The sequence below is a fragment of the Sphingomonas sp. S-NIH.Pt3_0716 genome (assembly GCF_003950715.1).
Classification (GTDB): domain Bacteria; phylum Pseudomonadota; class Alphaproteobacteria; order Sphingomonadales; family Sphingomonadaceae; genus Sphingobium; species Sphingobium yanoikuyae_A.
This window is the reverse complement of sequence record NZ_QLJK01000018.1, coordinates 19,121-34,614: the sequence shown is the minus strand read 5'-3', so window position 1 is coordinate 34,614 and position 15,494 is coordinate 19,121. Positions and strand designations below refer to the sequence as shown.

General features: G+C 65.2%; 17 protein-coding genes. 10 read left to right on the top strand and 7 right to left on the bottom strand.

Annotated elements, in window-relative coordinates:
* Position 1: 1 nt before the first annotated feature.
* A complete protein-coding gene (locus BRX37_RS15360) occupies positions 2–2,599 on the bottom strand; it encodes an EAL domain-containing protein (protein ID WP_125988027.1) in 2,598 nt (865 codons plus the stop codon).
* Between the two features lie 90 nt (positions 2,600–2,689).
* A complete protein-coding gene (gene dnaN / locus BRX37_RS15355) occupies positions 2,690–3,802 on the bottom strand; it encodes a DNA polymerase III subunit beta (protein ID WP_004209883.1) in 1,113 nt (370 codons plus the stop codon).
* 171 nt (positions 3,803–3,973) lie between these two features.
* Here dnaN and BRX37_RS15350 point away from each other — a divergent pair, with 171 nt between their 5' ends.
* The 3 genes from BRX37_RS15350 (at position 3,974) to BRX37_RS15340 (ending at position 6,291) form a co-directional block, all read left to right on the top strand.
* Positions 3,974–4,477: a hypothetical protein gene (locus BRX37_RS15350; protein WP_170978346.1), complete on the top strand. Its 504-nt coding sequence runs from the start codon at positions 3,974–3,976 to the stop codon at positions 4,475–4,477.
* A gap of 48 nt (positions 4,478–4,525) precedes the next feature.
* Positions 4,526–5,785: a dual-specificity RNA methyltransferase RlmN gene (gene rlmN, locus BRX37_RS15345; protein WP_004209881.1), complete on the top strand. Its 1,260-nt coding sequence runs from the start codon at positions 4,526–4,528 to the stop codon at positions 5,783–5,785.
* Between the two features lie 83 nt (positions 5,786–5,868).
* Positions 5,869–6,291: a hypothetical protein gene (locus BRX37_RS15340; RefSeq protein WP_125988025.1), complete on the top strand. Its 423-nt coding sequence runs from the start codon at positions 5,869–5,871 to the stop codon at positions 6,289–6,291.
* A gap of 52 nt (positions 6,292–6,343) precedes the next feature.
* Here the strand turns inward: BRX37_RS15340 and BRX37_RS15335 are convergent, their stop codons facing one another.
* Positions 6,344–6,853 carry an outer membrane protein gene (locus tag BRX37_RS15335; protein ID WP_004209879.1) on the bottom strand — a complete coding sequence of 170 codons (510 nt, stop codon included), beginning with the start codon at positions 6,851–6,853 and terminating at the stop codon, positions 6,344–6,346.
* 326 nt (positions 6,854–7,179) lie between these two features.
* Entirely contained in the window at positions 7,180–7,740 is a 561-nt protein-coding gene (locus tag BRX37_RS15330; protein WP_037507272.1) for an outer membrane protein, read from the bottom strand.
* Between the two features lie 290 nt (positions 7,741–8,030).
* On the opposite strand from BRX37_RS15330, the gene BRX37_RS15325 reads away from it, so the two are divergent.
* The 7 genes from BRX37_RS15325 to BRX37_RS15295 all read left to right on the top strand — a co-directional run bounded on the left by BRX37_RS15325 (position 8,031) and on the right by BRX37_RS15295 (position 12,875).
* Positions 8,031–8,720, top strand: a complete 690-nt coding sequence (locus tag BRX37_RS15325; RefSeq protein WP_318276705.1) for a cytochrome b/b6 domain-containing protein — start codon at positions 8,031–8,033, stop codon at positions 8,718–8,720.
* Positions 8,717–9,463 carry a molybdopterin-binding protein gene (locus BRX37_RS15320; protein ID WP_125988021.1) on the top strand — a complete coding sequence of 249 codons (747 nt, stop codon included), beginning with the start codon at positions 8,717–8,719 and terminating at the stop codon, positions 9,461–9,463. The genes BRX37_RS15325 and BRX37_RS15320 overlap by 4 nt, the downstream gene beginning before the upstream one ends.
* A gap of 32 nt (positions 9,464–9,495) precedes the next feature.
* The gene (locus BRX37_RS15315; protein WP_004209872.1) at positions 9,496–10,737 is read left to right on the top strand and encodes an SAM-dependent methyltransferase; all 1,242 of its coding nucleotides are present in this window, start codon (positions 9,496–9,498) and stop codon (positions 10,735–10,737) included.
* 163 nt (positions 10,738–10,900) lie between these two features.
* On the top strand, positions 10,901–11,209 hold the full coding sequence (locus BRX37_RS15310; protein WP_125988019.1) for a hypothetical protein: 309 nt from the start codon (positions 10,901–10,903) through the stop codon (positions 11,207–11,209).
* Between the two features lie 73 nt (positions 11,210–11,282).
* Complete coding sequence (locus BRX37_RS15305) at positions 11,283–11,705, top strand: DUF350 domain-containing protein (protein WP_004209870.1); 423 nt, start codon at positions 11,283–11,285, stop codon at positions 11,703–11,705.
* 4 nt (positions 11,706–11,709) lie between these two features.
* Positions 11,710–12,540, top strand: a complete 831-nt coding sequence (locus BRX37_RS15300; RefSeq protein ID WP_004209868.1) for a S1 family peptidase — start codon at positions 11,710–11,712, stop codon at positions 12,538–12,540.
* 56 nt (positions 12,541–12,596) lie between these two features.
* Positions 12,597–12,875, top strand: coding sequence for a DUF3297 family protein (locus BRX37_RS15295; protein WP_017499161.1), 279 nt, complete (start codon positions 12,597–12,599; stop codon positions 12,873–12,875).
* A gap of 38 nt (positions 12,876–12,913) precedes the next feature.
* Here the strand turns inward: BRX37_RS15295 and BRX37_RS15290 are convergent, their stop codons facing one another.
* The 3 genes from BRX37_RS15290 to recF all read right to left on the bottom strand — a co-directional run bounded on the left by BRX37_RS15290 (position 12,914) and on the right by recF (position 15,464).
* On the bottom strand, positions 12,914–13,669 hold the full coding sequence (locus BRX37_RS15290; RefSeq protein WP_069337448.1) for a CHAP domain-containing protein: 756 nt from the start codon (positions 13,667–13,669) through the stop codon (positions 12,914–12,916).
* 80 nt (positions 13,670–13,749) lie between these two features.
* Entirely contained in the window at positions 13,750–14,283 is a 534-nt protein-coding gene (locus BRX37_RS15285; protein ID WP_004209865.1) for a CHAP domain-containing protein, read from the bottom strand.
* A 107-nt stretch (positions 14,284–14,390) separates the two neighbouring features.
* The gene (gene recF, locus BRX37_RS15280; RefSeq protein WP_125988017.1) at positions 14,391–15,464 is read right to left on the bottom strand and encodes a DNA replication/repair protein RecF; all 1,074 of its coding nucleotides are present in this window, start codon (positions 15,462–15,464) and stop codon (positions 14,391–14,393) included.
* Between the last annotated feature and the right edge of the window lie 30 nt (positions 15,465–15,494).

The window sequence follows — 15,494 nt, the reverse complement described above, 5'->3', positions numbered from 1 at the left end:
GCTATCCGGCCAGTGCGCGCGCTTGCGGGCGAAGCAGGGCAAGGTCGATCGGGGCGGCGAATTCCACCCCCATGCGGTCCTCGCGCGACCAGCGGGTGGTCGCGTCGACGCTCTGCCCCTCCGACAGGTCGATCGCAAACTGCGTGCCTTCCGGCACATTCCACAGCCCCTCGATCATCGCGCCGGTGGCGGAGATGTTGCGGATGCGGCCATTATAGACATGGCCGTCATGATGGACGGCGACCGTGCGCAGCATCGCCTTGCGCTCCGGCCGGCTCGACTGGAAACCTTCCGACCGGGCGGAGACGCCATTGGCGCGCTGCCCTTCCAGCACCTGGGCGGCGGGCATCGGCCGGCCATAGATATAGCCCTGGATATGGCTGCACCCCAGTTGCCGGATCAGGTCCAGCTCGTCGCGCGTCTCGGCGCCTTCGGCCGTGGTATCCATGCCCAGCGCCTCGGCCAGGCTGACGATCGCCTTGATGATCGCGCTGTTGCGGCTGCCCCGGATCGCGGCGCCGCGCACGAAGCTCTGGTCGATCTTGATCTTGTCGAACGGCGCCTTCTTGAGATAGCCGAGCGACGAATAGCCGGTGCCGAAATCGTCGAGCGCCAGCCGCACGCCCAGCCCCTTGAGCCGGGTGAACATGGCGTCGGTGCCGTCATTGTCGTTCAGGAACACGCTTTCGGTGATTTCCAGCTCCAGCCGTTCGGGCGCCAGCTGCGCGCTGGCCAGGGCCTGCATCACGGTGGTCGGGAAACCGGGATTGGCGAATTGCATCGCCGAGACATTGACCGCAACGCGGATGCCAGCATCCCACTGCGCCGCGTCACGACAGGCGGTGCGCATCACCCATTCGCCGATCGGCGCGATCAGGCCGCTATCCTCCGCAATGGGGACGAACAAGGCGGGCGAGATGGCGCCGCGCACCGGATGATCCCAGCGCAGCAGCGCCTCATAGCCGGTGATGCGCTCGGTCGTCGAACTGACGATCGGCTGATAAACGAGGTGCAGGCCGTCCGCCGTCAGCGCATGGCGCAGATCCTGTTCGAGCTGGCGGCGATCCTCCGCATCGGCGTGCATGTCGGCCGAATAGAAGCGATAGACACCGCGTCCGTCGCCCTTCGCCTTGTAGAGGGCGAGGTCGGCATTGCGGATCAGGGCATCGGCGGTGACGCCATCCTCGGGGCAGAAGGAAATGCCGATCGACACGCCGATCACCACGCCCGTGCCCTCGATCGAATAGGGTTGCGACAGGGCGCTGATGATCGCCTGTGCCAGCAGGCCGAGCCGGTTACGATCATGGCGACCATGCACCAGCACCTTGAACTCGTCGCCGCCCTGGCGACCGACCAGCCCCTGATTGCCGACCACGCGCTGGAGCCGCTGGCTGACCTGGCGCAGCAGCGCATCGCCGGCCGGATGGCCTAGCGTGTCGTTGACGCTCTTGAACCGGTCGAGGTCGAGCATCATCAGCGCGCATTCGCCCTGCTTGCCGCGCGAGCCGAGCACCGCCTGCTCCAGCGCCTGCAGCATCTGCACGCGGTTGGCGAGGCCGGTCAGCGAATCATATTGGGCCAGGCGCGTCACTTCCGCCTGGCTGCGGCGCATTTCGGTCAGGTCGGTGCCCGATCCACGGAAACCGTGGAACTGGCCATATTCGTTGAAAACCGGTTCGCCCGAGATCGACCACCAGCGTTCCTCGCGCGCGATCGCAGCCCGCACCGCAATGTCGGCAAAACCGGTCCGGGCCGAGAGGTGGAAGCCGAGCGTCCGCTCGCCATCGCCCTGTTGCCGGTCACCCTGCTGGATGATGTCGGTCAGCGACCGGCCGATCAGGCTGCCCGCTTCCACGCCCAGCGGTTCGGCCAGGGTGGCGGAGATATAGGTGATGTGGCCGTGGCGATCGGTTTCCCAGAACCAGCCGCGGCCGGACTGTTCATATTCCTCCAGCAGCCGGTCGGAACGCTGCGCCTTGAGATCCTGCCGATGCTGTTCGATCGCGCGCTCGCGATCCGCCGCCGCCTGCCGCAGGGTGGCGATCGCCATCACCGCCAGGCAGCTGGCCAGCAGCCCCAGATGCACCATGCCCGCATGGGCGATGCCGGCCACCAGCAGCGCCCCCATGAAATAGCTGAGCCCCAGCAGGCGCCGGTCGCCGACGATGCAGACCGCCAGCAGCGCGATCGCCATTTCCGGCACGGCGGACGGCATCGCCACGCCATTGCCCTGCGCCAGCCACAGGCTGAAGATCAGTCCCGAACAGAAGAGCGCGGGCAGCATCAGCCAGTTCTGCACATGGGGTCGCAGATTGCGGAACAGCGCCCGGCGCGGCACCAGCATCAGCAAGCCGTCGATCAGCACCACGCCGCACAGCAGGGCGCCATGTTCCGGCCGGGTGAAGGAAAGCATGCCGAGCAGCGCTGCAACGCACAGCTTGGCCAGCAGCATCAGCGGCCAGAGGGCGGCGACATGGGTGAAGCTGCGCGACAGCCAGTTGGCGGCGACTTCCGTGCCGCTTTCGGCCAGACCCAGCGAAACCAGCAGGCTCGCGGTCCTGGCCGGCGCATCAGTATCTGTTTTGCGGACAATAGCCATGCCGATCGTCTAACCGACAAAGCTTGAGAAGCGATTACCCGCCGGGTCCGGGAGATTCCCTGATATTCAGCGATCTCCCGGCAAGACCGGTCAGACGCGCATCGGCATCAGAACGTAAAGCGCCGGGCTGCGATCATTTTCGCGGATCAGCGTCGGCGCGGCCGCATCGGCCAGGTGCAGTTCGACGATGTCGGTGTCGATCTGGCCAAGGATGTCGAGCAGATAACGGGCGTTGAAGCCGATATCGAAGCCTTCGCCCTGGAACGCGCCGGGCACTTCTTCGGCCGCCGTGCCATTTTCCGGGCTGGTGACCGAGAGGGTGATCTTGTCCTTGTCGAGGCTCATCTTGACCGCGCGGGTCTTTTCGGTGGCGATGGTCGCAACGCGGTCCACGCCTTCCTCGAAGCTGCGCGGATCGATCTTGAGCAGCTTGTCGTTCGCGGTCGGAATGACGCGGCTATAATCGGGGAAGGTGCCGTCGATCAGCTTGCTGGTCAGGATCGCGCTGCCCAGGCCAAAGCGGATCTTGCTGGCCGACAGGCTGACCTGCACCGAACCCTCGACCTCGTCGAGCAGCTTGCGCAGTTCGGCGATGCACTTGCGGGGGATGATGATGCCCGGCATGCCATCGGCGCCGTCGGGACGCGGGACGGTGACGCGGGCCAGACGGTGGCCGTCGGTCGCGGCGGCCTTGAGCACCGGCGAGCCTTCGTCCGAGACGTGGAAATAGATGCCGTTCAGATAATAGCGCGTCTCTTCGGTCGAGATGGCGAAGCGCGTCTTGTCGATGATCTGCTTGAGCGTTTCGGCCGGCAGTTCGAAGCTGGTCGGCAGGTCGCCCTCGGCAATCACCGGGAAGTCGTCACGCGGCAGGGTCGACAGGTTGAAGCGGGCGCGGCCGGCCTGGATCAGCATCTTGCCGTCGGCCGCCTGCAGCGACACCTGGCTGCCTTCGGGCAGCTTGCGGGCGATGTCGAACAGCGTGTGGGCGGAAATGGTGGTGGCGCCGGCCTGTTCGACCTGGGCCGACACGCTTTCCACGACCTGCAGGTCGAGATCGGTCGCCATCAGCTTGATCGCGCCATCCGCCGATGCCTCGATCAGCACGTTGGACAGGATCGGAATCGTGTTGCGCCGCTCGACCACCGACTGGACGTGGCTGAGGCTCTTGAGGAGCGTTGCGCGTTCGATGGTGGCCTTCATGTCCCTGTTCTGTCCGTTCTTTTTGCGTCGATGGCGAGGATTCGGTCGAATCCCGGCGGCAATGATGGATGGTCCTTCATAACCGCTATGTCGGCGGCGGCAAGCACCTCGACGCGCTTTCGAAACGAAGCCGGGCTTGCAAATGGCGATGGCTTGCGCTTTGCCCGGACCATGCGCCGCCTGCCCGCCCTGCTGATCCCGCTCGTCCTGCTCGCCAGCCCGGCCATGGCGCGCGATTCGCTCGGCATTTTCGAAAGCTGGGGGGCGTTTCGCGATCCCGGCGCCGGCCAGAACGGCCCGCGCTGCTACGCCATCGCCATGCCGGTGCCGCGCCGCGCGGGCGATGCGCCCAAGGGTTTTGCTGCCGTCGGCACCTGGCCACGCCAGCATGTCCGGGGCCAGGTCCATTTCCGCCTCAGCCGGCCGCGCGCCGCCAATGCGCGGGTTTCCCTCAGCGTCGGCGACCGCCGTTTCGCGCTGGTTGCGGGCCAGGCCGATGCCTGGGCCGCCAATCCGCAGGACGATGCCGCGATCATCGCCGCAATGCGCTCCGCGAGCAGCATGAGCGTGCAATCGACATCGGCCAAGGGCGGCGCCTTTGCCGACAGCTATGCGCTGCGCGGCGCGGCCACGGCGATCGACGCGGCAGCGCTGGGGTGCGCCCGTTTACGCTGATTGCAACGCCACTTTAAAAATCCGGCAAAATCGACTATGTGCGCGACCATGCATTCCGCCGCCAATCCCATCATGCCGATTCCCGGCCTTATCGACCCTGTGCCCGTGCCCCGCGCGGTGACGCCCCGTGAGGACGGGCGCGTCGACATGCTGGGCCTGACCCGCGCCCAGATGAAGGGCGTGCTGGAAGAAGCAGGACTCGACCAGAAGGCCGCCAAGCTGCGGTCCAAGCAACTGTTCCATTGGCTTTATCATCGCGGCGAAACCGATTTCGAGAAGATGACCGACCTGGCCAAGCCGATGCGGCTGTGGATGGCGGAACGCTTCATCGTCGGCCGGCCGCAGGTGGTGGAGGCGCAGGTGTCGAACGACGGCACCCGCAAATGGCTGCTCCGCTCGGACGATGGCCAGGATTATGAAATGGTCTTCATCCCCGATGCGGATCGCGGCACCTTGTGCGTGTCGAGCCAGGTCGGCTGCACGCTCAATTGCAGCTTCTGCCACACCGGCACGATGCGACTGGTGCGCAACCTGACGCCGGGCGAGATTGTCGGCCAGGTCATGCTGGCGCGCGACGCGCTGGGCGAATGGCCCAAGGGCAGCATGGCCAGCGCCAATGACGACGAGACGGACGAGGATTCGCAATATACGGCGGACGGCCGCATGCTCACCAACATCGTGATGATGGGCATGGGCGAGCCGCTCTATAATTTCGATCATGTCCGCGACGCGCTCAAGCTGGTGATGGACGGCGATGGCCTGGCCCTGTCGAAGCGGCGCATCACCCTGTCGACCAGCGGCGTCGTGCCGATGATGGCGCGCGCGGCGGAAGAGATTGGCGTGAACCTGGCGGTCTCGCTCCATGCCGTGACCAAGGAAGTGCGCGACGAGCTGGTGCCGCTCAACCGCAAATATGGCATCGAGGAACTGCTCCAGGCCTGTGCCGATTATCCCAAGGCGAACAATGCCCGGCGCATCACGTTCGAATATGTGATGATCAAGGACAAGAATGACAGCGATGCCGACGCGCATGAGTTGGTCCGCCTGATCCGCAAATATAAGCTGCCGGCCAAGGTCAACCTGATCCCGTTCAACCCCTGGCCGGGCACCGACTATGAATGCTCGAGTCCCGAACGGATCCGCGCGTTCAGCACGATCGTGTTCGAGGGCGGCATTTCCGCGCCGGTGCGCACGCCGCGCGGCCGCGACATCATGGCCGCCTGTGGCCAGCTCAAGTCGGCGAGCGAGAAGAAGAGCAAGGCGGAACTCAAGCGCCTGGCCGAAGAGAAGCAAGCCGCACTCGGATAATCCGGGGACGACTGGCTGCGCGCATGCCGCGCGACGACAAGCCCCGCCCATACCGGCGGGGCTTTTCTTTTGGGGGAATGAGGATGACCGATGACGAGATCGATATGCTGGGCACAGGCTTTTGCGCCTGCACTTTGCCCAAGGCGCACTGGACCCACGGCGCCCATTTCGCGACCGCGCTGTGGCTGATCCTGCGCCGACCCGATGTTGACGCCGAAATTGACATGCCCGGCATGATCCGCCGCTACAATGAAAGCGTCGGCGGGCTGAACAGCGACACGAGCGGCTATCATGAGACCATCACCCAGGCCTCGCTGCACATGGCCCGGCAGTTGCTGGCCGGCCTGCCCGCCGATGTGACGCCGGCCGCAGCCTATGCCACGCTGATGGCGTCGCCGCTGGGCGACAAGGACTGGCTCTTCACCTACTGGACGCGCGAGACGCTGATGAGCCCGGCCGCGCGCCGGGCCTGGCTCGCGCCCGATCGGACGCCGCTGCCGACATAAAAAAAGGGCGGCCCGAACGGACCGCCCTTCCCCATATTCCGATCGAGAGGGATCAGAAACGGAAGCCGATGCCGACGACGCCAGCGTCACGGCCACCGAAATTATCTTCATACTCGGTGCGCTGATATTCGGCCGAGATGTAGGTGTTCGGGGTCACCGAATATTCCAGGCCACCGCCGTAACGCACGCCTTCCAGCGAGGTGTGGGCGCCAGCGGCTTCGATGCGGCTCGAAGCGTAGCCGACCTTGCCGAACGCCAGGATCTGCGGGGTCACGACATAGCCGAGACGGACCGAAGCGGCGAGGTCGCGGCTGGCGTCGAAGCCCTGGCCGTCGACGGTCGAGTCACCGAACGACACTTCCGGACCGAAGGTCACGCGGTTGGCAACGGCGAGGTCGTAGCCGGCGGTCACGCCGTAGCTGAAACCGTCTTCGCCCTGCGCCTTGTCAAAGCCCATGGTGACGCCAGCGCGCGGACCGGTGAACGGCGCAGCATCCTGAGCGAAAGCGGGGGCCGAAACAGCGGCGGCAGCAGCAATCGCTGCGAAAATCACAGTCTTCATAAAGTCCTCGATATTTATTATGACGCTACGACTTAATTGTTCATCTAGCGTTCAGGTTTGATGCTAGGAAAATATGAAATAGAGTCACACTTCCTCCTGCTTATTCTTCTCCGACACTTCGGAGAGGAACCGCCCCCTCTGCATCATGAGAGCGCAGTGGCCATCTAGGATCGCCAAACTCACTTGCAAAGGGGCAAGGCCTTTATTTCAATCAATTTCAGGGCTTGTGTTGCAAAAGTGTGACAACGCGACTGCAGCACGACCGGCCGCAAAAAGGGGACGGCCCGACCGCCGCCCCCTTCGCGAAAGCCCCGGTTTCCGGGCGATCAGAAGCGCAGGCCGATGCCCGTCACCAACTGGTGGCGCGACACGCCTGCCTCATAATCGGAATAGCGATATTCGCCCTTGAGGAAGAGCTTTTCGGCGATCCGATATTCCAGACCCGCGCCCAGCCGCAACCCGTCGCCATTGTCGCCGCCGCGGATCAGGCCGCCTTCGCCGTCACTGGCTTCATATTCCATCCGGGCATTGCTGTAGCCCGCCTTCACATAGGCGAGCGCCTTGCTGCCAAGCGGCACACCGATCCGCCCGCCGACATACAGGTCGCGATCGGTCTCGCTCTTGCCGCCGGCGACATGCAGACGGGTGGTGGAATCGGAAATCTCGCCCTCGATGCCCAGGATCAGGCCGCCCAGGGCAAAATCATAGCCGGCATTGAGGCCATAGAGCAGGCCGTCGGCCGATTTGACGCCCTTGGCATCGACCACATCATAGCCGGTGATGATTTCGGCATGGGCACCCGTGAAAGGGGCATAATCCTGCGCAAAGGCAGGCGCCGAAACAAAACATAGAACAGCCGAAGCGATGAAAAACGTGATACTCTTCATATTACCCATCCAATATCTGCGTCGAAGCGCCGAAAATCGTGACAGGCGACCTTATTTATACTCCCATTTCGTGGAGGAATTTTATCAATTCAAATTTCTGTACGAAAATTCTTTGAAGTCGACTTCATCAGTCCCTTGCAGGGCCAGCCGTTGATCGCAATCGCACGGCGCGCACCATGGCCATTCGACCAACGACAGGCCTGGACATGCGAACGACCGCGATGCGGCTGGATATTTCGACGGAAGACAATAGGGTCATGCCCATGGAGCCGCCTTACGCCCCAGGGGACATGGTCCGCCGCCACCGCCTGATCACCCGGCTGTGGCACTGGCTGAACGCGCTGCTGCTCTATATCCTCTTCACCTCCGGCCTTGGCATCTTCAACGCCCATCCCCGCCTTTATTGGGGGCACTATGGCGCCAATTTCGATCATGCCTGGCTGGAGCTGGACCGGTTCCCCGGCTGGATCACCCTGCCCGCCCTCTATAATCTGGCGCTGTCGCGCCACTGGCACCTGACCGCCGCGCCGATCTTCGCCTTCGCGCTGCTCTTCTACATGCTCTGGGGTCTGGCGGGCGGCCATATCGCCCGCGACCTCGCCTTTCGTCGGGGCGAACTGGCGCCGCGCCATGTCTGGCAGGACATAAGGGACCATGCCCGGCTGCGCTTCCCCACCGGCGCCGCGGCGCTGCGCTACAATGTGCTGCAGAAGGCGAGCTATATCGCCGTCCTCTTCATCGCCCTGCCGCTGCTGATCCTGACCGGCCTTACCATGTCGCCCGGCATGAACGCCGCCTGGCCCTGGCTGGTCGACCTGTTCGGCGGGCGCCAGTCGGCGCGGTCGATCCATTTCCTGACCGCTTTCGCGCTGGTCGCCTTCTTCCTGGTCCATATGCTGATGGTGCTGCTGGCCGGCCCGGTGAACGAGATAGGATCGATGATCACCGGCCGCTATCGCCTGCCTAAGGACCGGCCATGATCCTGACCCGCCGCACCCTGCTGCTGGGCGCGACCGCGACGCTGGCGGGATGCGACCGGATCGCGCGCCAGCCGCTGGCCCGCGACATCCTCTTTTCCGCCGACAATTTCCATTCATGGGCGCAGCGCACAATCATGGCGCGCGACGCACTGGCGCAGGAATTCCGGCCCGAGCAGATTTCGCCCTTCTTCCGCGCGAACGGCACCGCCAATCCCAACACCCCGGCCTACAAGGCGCTGTGGCGCAGCGGCTTTGCCGACTGGCGGTTGCGCGTCGACGGACTGGTCGCCCGGCCCCTGTCGCTTTCGCTGTCGCAATTGCACGCCCTGCCCCATCGCGAGCAGATCACCCGCCATGACTGTGTCGAGGGGTGGAGCGCGATCGGCAAATGGCGCGGCGTGCCATTGAAGCTGCTGCTCGACGGCGCGGGGCTGCGCGATCGCGCGCGCTATATCGTGTTCCACTGCGCCGACGACATGGGCGGTGGCACCGCTTATTATGAGAGTATCGACCTGATCGATGCCTTCCATCCCCAGACCATCCTCGCCTTCGCGCTCAACGGCCGGCCGCTCAGCGTCGCCAATGGCGCGCCGCTACGACTGCGGGTGGAGCGACAGCTTGGTTATAAACAGGCCAAATATCTGATGCGGATCGAGGCGGTCGAGAGCCTATTGTCCATCGGTCGGGGCAAGGGCGGTTTTTGGGAAGACCGCGCCAATTATGATTGGTATGCAGGTATTTGACGGCCGCGTAACGAGAAGGACCAGCCTGCTCCATGAAGATTTTCGACCGCGTTCTGAGACGTCTTGTCACCAAGGGTCAGTTGACCGTTTTCTATGCCGATGGCCGTAGCGTTACCGTCGGTTCGCCCGATCCCGACCTGCCCCCGCTGGCGCTGCGCTTCCTCGACAAGCGCGTGCCCCTCGACATCGTCAAGGATCCGCGCCTGGGCATGGCCGAGGCCTATATCGATGGCCGGGTGGCGATCGAGGGCGGCGGCATCATGGAGTTCGTGTCCATGATCCGCCAGAACAACGCCTGGGAAAATGGCAAGTCGATCGACGCCAAGGGGCCGGTGCAGCGCGCGCTGAAGACGGTGCGCCGCAAGCTGTGGAAGGCCAATCATCGCAGCCGGTCCAAGGCCAATGTCGCCCATCATTATGACCTGTCGGGCGCGCTCTACGCCCTCTTCCTCGACCGTGACCGGCAATATAGCTGCGCCTATTTCCCCGATGCGGAGAATGAGGCTGGGATCAGCCTGGAGCAGGCACAGGAAGACAAGAAGGCGCATATCGCCGCCAAGCTCTACCTGAAGCCGGGCATGAAGGTGCTGGACATTGGCTGCGGCTGGGGCGGCATGGCGCTGTACCTGCACAAGCATTTCGGTGTCGACGTCACCGGCATCACCCTGTCGGAAGAGCAGTTGAAGGTTGCGCGCCAGAGGGCGATCGACGCCGGCGTGGCCGACCATGTGCGGTTCGAACTGATCGATTATCGCGACATCGAAGGGCCGTTCGACCGGATCGTGTCGGTCGGCATGTTCGAACATGTCGGCACCGCCGACTATCGCGTCTTCTACAACAAGTGCCGCGACCTGCTGACGCCGGACGGCGTGATGCTGATCCACACGATCGGCCGGGTCGATGGCCCCGGCATCACCGATACCTTCACCACCAAATATATCTTCCCCGGCGGCTATATCCCCGCTTTGTCGGAAATGGTGGCGGGCAGCGAAGGCACGCGGCTGATGATCACCGATGTGGAGGTGCTGCGCATCCATTATGGCCTGACCATCCGCGACTGGTACAAGCGGACCATGGCGCACAAGGCGGATATCGTCGCCCTCTATGACGAGCGCTTCTTCCGCCTGTGGACCTTCTATCTGGCGGGCGCGGCGACCGTGTTCGAACATGGGTCGATGGTCAATTTCCAGGTCCAATATGTGCGCGACCGCCGCGCGCTACCGATCACCCGCGACTATATGATCGAGGCAGAGACCGCGCTGCGCGGGCGCTGAAACACCGCCGCGCACCGATGATGCGAGGCAGAATTGCGACCGTCCGGGCGGGCTGAACAAAGCCTGTCAGCCCTGTTCCCGGACGGTTCAGTGACCGGACTCCATTCTCCTCCCCACGTCCCCGCGCTGCCCCGGCAGCCGGGCCGGACAGAGGAGAAGCTAGATGAAATTCCTGTGGAAAAGCGCTGCGATGCTGGGCCTGGCCATGGCCGGCATCGCCGCCACCAGCGCGCCTGCCCAGGCGCAGCATTATCGCAGCGACGGCTGGCGCGGCGATCGCGATGGCCGCTGGGACGGCCGGCGCCATTGGGACAATCGCCGCTGGGACGACCGCCGTCGCTGGCGCGGCGACAGGCGCTATTATGACGGGCGACGCGGCTACCATCGCTCCGCCTATCGCCAGCGCTGCTGGGACGAATGGCGTTATAATGCCTATCGCGACCGTCGGGTCCGGGTGCGTGTCTGTCGCTGATCCCGCCTGAGCAAATATCCATCGCGGCCCGCCCCGATTGAACCCGAGGGCGGGTTGCGGCATTTCTGTGCCCATGAGCGATCCTACACCCGTCATCCAGAGCCTGTTGTCGGGCCTGCCGATCCTGCTTCTCCACCTCGCCTGCGCCACCCTGGTCTGGGCGGCCGCCATGGCGGTATATATGTGGATAACCCCGCACGACGAGTTCAAGCTGATCCGCGCCGGCAATGAGGCGGCCGCCATTTCGCTGGGCGGCGCCTCCGTCGGCCTCGCCGTGCCACTGGCCTTCTGCCTCGCCGGATCGGTCAATGTCTGGGATGTCGTCATCTGGGGCAGCGTCACGCTGGTGCTGCAACTCATCGCCTTTCGCCTGGTCGACCTGTTGCTGGGATCGCTGTCAGGCCGGATCGAGGCGAATGAGCGCTCCGCCGCGATCTTCCTGGCGATGATGAAGGCTGCGGTCGCCTGCCTGACGGCTGCGGCCGTGGCGGGCTGACGCGATGGGGCGTGGGGGCTGTGGCTGCCTGCCCTGGCTGCTGGGCCTGATCCTGCTGCTCGCCTGGCTGGGCGAGATGCAGGCACCGTCCTTGCAGGTCGAACAATATGATCCCCGCTCGCCCCGCCGCCCGCTGCCGCGCGGGGGCGAGGAACAATATATTATCGAGGATCGGCCCGGCGGCCCGGCGGACGCCATGGGCACGGCCTTTGCCGTCGATCGCAGCGGCGTGTGGATGACCGCCGAACATGTCACCCATGGCTGTTCGCGCGTCGGGCTGGAACAGCGCGGCCGCGCGCTGGAGGTGCCGCGCGTCATCGAAAGCCGGGAATCGGATGCCGCGATCATCCCACGCGGCCCCCGCAGCCCCGCCGCCCTGCCGCTGCGCAGCGGGGCGCCCTCGCCCGGCTCCACCGGCTATCATATGGGCTTTCCCGCCGGTGAACCGACATTGGTCCTGTCCGAACTGATCGGCCGGGCCGAAGCCCGGCGCGGCAGCAGCGGCATCGACCAGCCGGTGCTGGTCTGGGCCGAGCGTGGCCGCCTGCCCGAGGGCGACGGCACCCTGTCGGGGATCAGCGGCGGGCCGGTCTTCTCCACCGATGGCCGGGTGGTCGGCATCAACAGCGCATCGACCGACCGGCGCGGCCGCATCCTGACCGTGGCGCCCGACGCGATGATGCGCCTGACCGCCGCCAGCCGTGCCGTTGGCGACCAGCCGGTCGCCTACCCCTTTGCCGGCCTTACCGACGCGCAGGAACGTTTCGCCAACTGGCTGGACGATGGCGTCATCCGCCGCATCTTCTGCGATGTCGATGACGGGCGCGGCGGTTGACGCCTGCGGGCAGGAAAGAGTAGGCGCTGCGCAGCATTTTCAGGGAAATTGAGATCATGAGCGACACGCCCCCCGACCATCTGTCCACCAACCCGCGCAGCCCCCATTTCGACATGGAGGTGCTGCAGCGCGGCATCGGCATCCGTTTCAAGGGCCGCGAGCGCAAGGATGTGGAAGAATATTCGATTTCCGAGGGCTGGATTCGCGTCGCCGCCGGCAAGACCCGCGACCGTCACGGCAACCCGCTGACCATCAAGCTGTCGGGTGAAGTCGAGGCCTGGTTCGAAAACCCGGCCGAAGGCGCCGAGAGCGACAAGGCCGCCGACGCGGAATAAGCAGATAAGGCCGGTCCCCGCTCGATCGCGGGGGCCGGTCAGTTCATCAGGGATTCGCGCTTCACGTCGGCGATGACGTCGCCCAGCGAGCGATCCGACGGGCTGTTGTCCGCATATTCGATGATGAACGGGTCCGCCTCGATACGGGGCGCCGCCTTGCGCCGGGGCGCAGCAGGCTTGGGCGAAACCGCCGCCACCATCGCATGCGTCTGGACCGACGCCATCCGTGTCGCCGCCCTGGGCAGCGGCGCAAGCTCCGCACCGTCCTCACCATCGCCTGTGTCGGCCGCGGCGCTGGCATAGCGAAGGCTGCTGCCCAGCGCCGGATCGGGCGTGAAGGGATGCAGTTTCGCCTTGGCCGGATAGATGAAGCCGAAGGTCGGGTTGATGCGGGCACCCATCTGCCCGGTCGGGCTGTGCCAGACACGCACCTGGCTCCAGTCGCCCGCGTCCGACACGTCGATCGCCAGCACATCCTCCTCGATCGCGCCGGGCGACGACCAGTTGGCGTGGCGGATCAGCACGCGGCGATCATCCAATATCCGGCTGACCACGGCGACATGGCCCAGGGTCATCGGCCCAACGGGCCGGAAGGCGAGCACCGCGCCCTTTTTGGGGATGCTGCCGCGCTTGTAATGATCCTGTGCCTGGTCCCACCAGGTCAGCGCATCACCATAGATTTCCACGCCCGACACGATGCGCGCATAAGGAACGCACTGCAGCGCCGTGGCGCCCAGCACGGGCGCCGCCGTCAGGCCGGACAGCAAAGCCATCCAGCGGACATATCGAAACATTTAATGCGACCTCTAAGCGTCGAGTATCGCCCCACCGCGATCGACCCTAGAGCCCCATCCGTAAGGATTGGGTTAACGGCTCAGAAAGCACCCTTGGCGCTGTCGGTGCCGGCGGTGGCGCGATCGGCCAGGGCGATCTGGACAGGCTGATCGATTTCCGGCTTGTCGGCATAGATGAAGCCGTTGGTCGGGTTCGAACGCAGGCCAACGTCGCCGATCGGGCCATACCATACGCGCACGTCGGTCCAGTCATTGTTGGGCGACACGTCGATGGCGCGGACATTGCGCTCGACACCACCACGATAGGACCAGTTGGCGTGGGTCAGCAGCACTTCGCGATCATTGACGATCTTGCTGACCATGGCGACATGGCCGACCGGCATGGCGCGGCTGGAAGCGAAAGAGAGGACGGCGCCGACGCGGGGCTCATGACCACGGTCGTAACGACCGGCGGCCTGGTTCCACCAGGTGTTGGCATTGCCGAAAATCTCGATGCCCGAAACTTCGCGGGCGAAGGGGGCACATTGCAGGACACCGGCGGTGGCGGGAACGGCAGAGAAGGCACCGAGCGCAAGCATGGCGGCTGCGAACAGCGCGCGAAAACCACCGATCATTCCTTGCGACCCCCGACTTGTAGGTAGGTATAATCCCCGACGACCTCCTTAGGGCAGACGCCGTTCGTCTTGAAAACCGCCGAGCGATGAGTCGTTGCTGCGATGCGTCATGCTGCGGAACGAAAAACATGTCCGGCCGTTACATGGAGCCGGGTCGCACCGTTCAACTCGTTGAAAAGACTATCTTCCGTTCCGGTCATCCAGACCTGGCCGCCGGTTTCACGCAATCGGTCGAACAGCGCAGCTCGTCGCGACGGGTCGAGATGCGCCGCCACTTCGTCGAGCAGAAGCACCGGCGGCTGGCCGCGATCGGCCGACACCAGAGCCGCATGCGCCAGCAGGATCGAAAGCAGCAGCGCCTTCTGCTCGCCGGTCGAACAGAGCGCCGCCGCCTGATTCTTGGCGATGTGGATGACATCCAGATCATGACGATGCGGGCCAGAAAGGGTGCGGCCGGCCGCGGCATCGCGTCGCCGCTCGCGGGCAAGCCGCTGGCCGAGCGGTTCGTCACTGGCGCCGTCCTCCCGCGCGATTCGGATGAGGGGCCGGGCGAAGGGCTCGTCGGGCTGATCGACCAGTTGCCGGTTGAGGCGCGCGACCAGATCGGCGCGGGCGGCCGCGAGCGCCGTGCCATGCTCGTCCATCTGCGCCTCCAGCGCGCCGATCCACGCCGGGTCCGCCCGGCGCAGATCGGTCAGCAGCCGGTTGCGCGCCCGCATCGCCGCTTCATAACGGGCGCTGTGCGCGGCATGGCCGGGATGGAGCGCCAGGGTGAGGCGATCGAGGAAGCGCCGGCGACCGCCAGGGCTGTCGAGGAACAGCCGGTCCATCGCCGGCGTCAGCCAGACGATCGAGAGATGGTCGGCCAGCGCATTGGCGGACGAGGCGACCCCGCCGATCCGCACCTGCCGCCGGTCGGGCGCATCCGCGCTGACGCCGGTGCCCAGCACCACGCCATCCACCTCCGCCGCGATGCCGAAGCTGCCGCCACCATCCTGCCGCGCCATCGCCCGCAGCGCCGCGCCGCGCAGCCCGCGGCCGGGCGCCAGCATCGATACCGCTTCCAATATGTTGGTCTTGCCCGCGCCATTGTCGCCGGTCAGCAGGACGAATGGCTGGTCGGGCACGATCAGCGCGTCCGCATGGTTGCGGAAATCACTCAGGGTGAGGCGGCCGATCATCGCGCCGCTGTAGCGAGGACTGCGCGCCGG

Excerpts from the sequence above, each read along its gene's own strand:
- BRX37_RS15300 (WP_004209868.1), top strand. The coding sequence starts at position 11,710 with ATGGGGCGTGGGGGCTGTGGCTGCCTGCCCTGGCTGCTGGGCCTGATC.
- rlmN (WP_004209881.1), top strand. The coding sequence starts at position 4,526 with ATGCATTCCGCCGCCAATCCCATCATGCCGATTCCCGGCCTTATCGAC.
- BRX37_RS15320 (WP_125988021.1), top strand. The coding sequence starts at position 8,717 with ATGATCCTGACCCGCCGCACCCTGCTGCTGGGCGCGACCGCGACGCTG.
- BRX37_RS15285 (WP_004209865.1), bottom strand. The coding sequence starts at position 14,283 with ATGATCGGTGGTTTTCGCGCGCTGTTCGCAGCCGCCATGCTTGCGCTC.
- dnaN (WP_004209883.1), bottom strand. The coding sequence starts at position 3,802 with ATGAAGGCCACCATCGAACGCGCAACGCTCCTCAAGAGCCTCAGCCAC.
- BRX37_RS15310 (WP_125988019.1), top strand. The coding sequence starts at position 10,901 with ATGAAATTCCTGTGGAAAAGCGCTGCGATGCTGGGCCTGGCCATGGCC.
- BRX37_RS15330 (WP_037507272.1), bottom strand. The coding sequence starts at position 7,740 with ATGAAGAGTATCACGTTTTTCATCGCTTCGGCTGTTCTATGTTTTGTT.
- BRX37_RS15290 (WP_069337448.1), bottom strand. The coding sequence starts at position 13,669 with ATGTTTCGATATGTCCGCTGGATGGCTTTGCTGTCCGGCCTGACGGCG.
- recF (WP_125988017.1), bottom strand. The coding sequence starts at position 15,464 with ATGATCGGCCGCCTCACCCTGAGTGATTTCCGCAACCATGCGGACGCG.
- BRX37_RS15325 (WP_318276705.1), top strand. The coding sequence starts at position 8,031 with ATGGTCCGCCGCCACCGCCTGATCACCCGGCTGTGGCACTGGCTGAAC.
- BRX37_RS15315 (WP_004209872.1), top strand. The coding sequence starts at position 9,496 with ATGAAGATTTTCGACCGCGTTCTGAGACGTCTTGTCACCAAGGGTCAG.
- BRX37_RS15350 (WP_170978346.1), top strand. The coding sequence starts at position 3,974 with ATGCGCCGCCTGCCCGCCCTGCTGATCCCGCTCGTCCTGCTCGCCAGC.
- BRX37_RS15305 (WP_004209870.1), top strand. The coding sequence starts at position 11,283 with ATGAGCGATCCTACACCCGTCATCCAGAGCCTGTTGTCGGGCCTGCCG.
- BRX37_RS15335 (WP_004209879.1), bottom strand. The coding sequence starts at position 6,853 with ATGAAGACTGTGATTTTCGCAGCGATTGCTGCTGCCGCCGCTGTTTCG.
- BRX37_RS15360 (WP_125988027.1), bottom strand. The coding sequence starts at position 2,599 with ATGGCTATTGTCCGCAAAACAGATACTGATGCGCCGGCCAGGACCGCG.
- BRX37_RS15340 (WP_125988025.1), top strand. The coding sequence starts at position 5,869 with ATGACCGATGACGAGATCGATATGCTGGGCACAGGCTTTTGCGCCTGC.
- BRX37_RS15295 (WP_017499161.1), top strand. The coding sequence starts at position 12,597 with ATGAGCGACACGCCCCCCGACCATCTGTCCACCAACCCGCGCAGCCCC.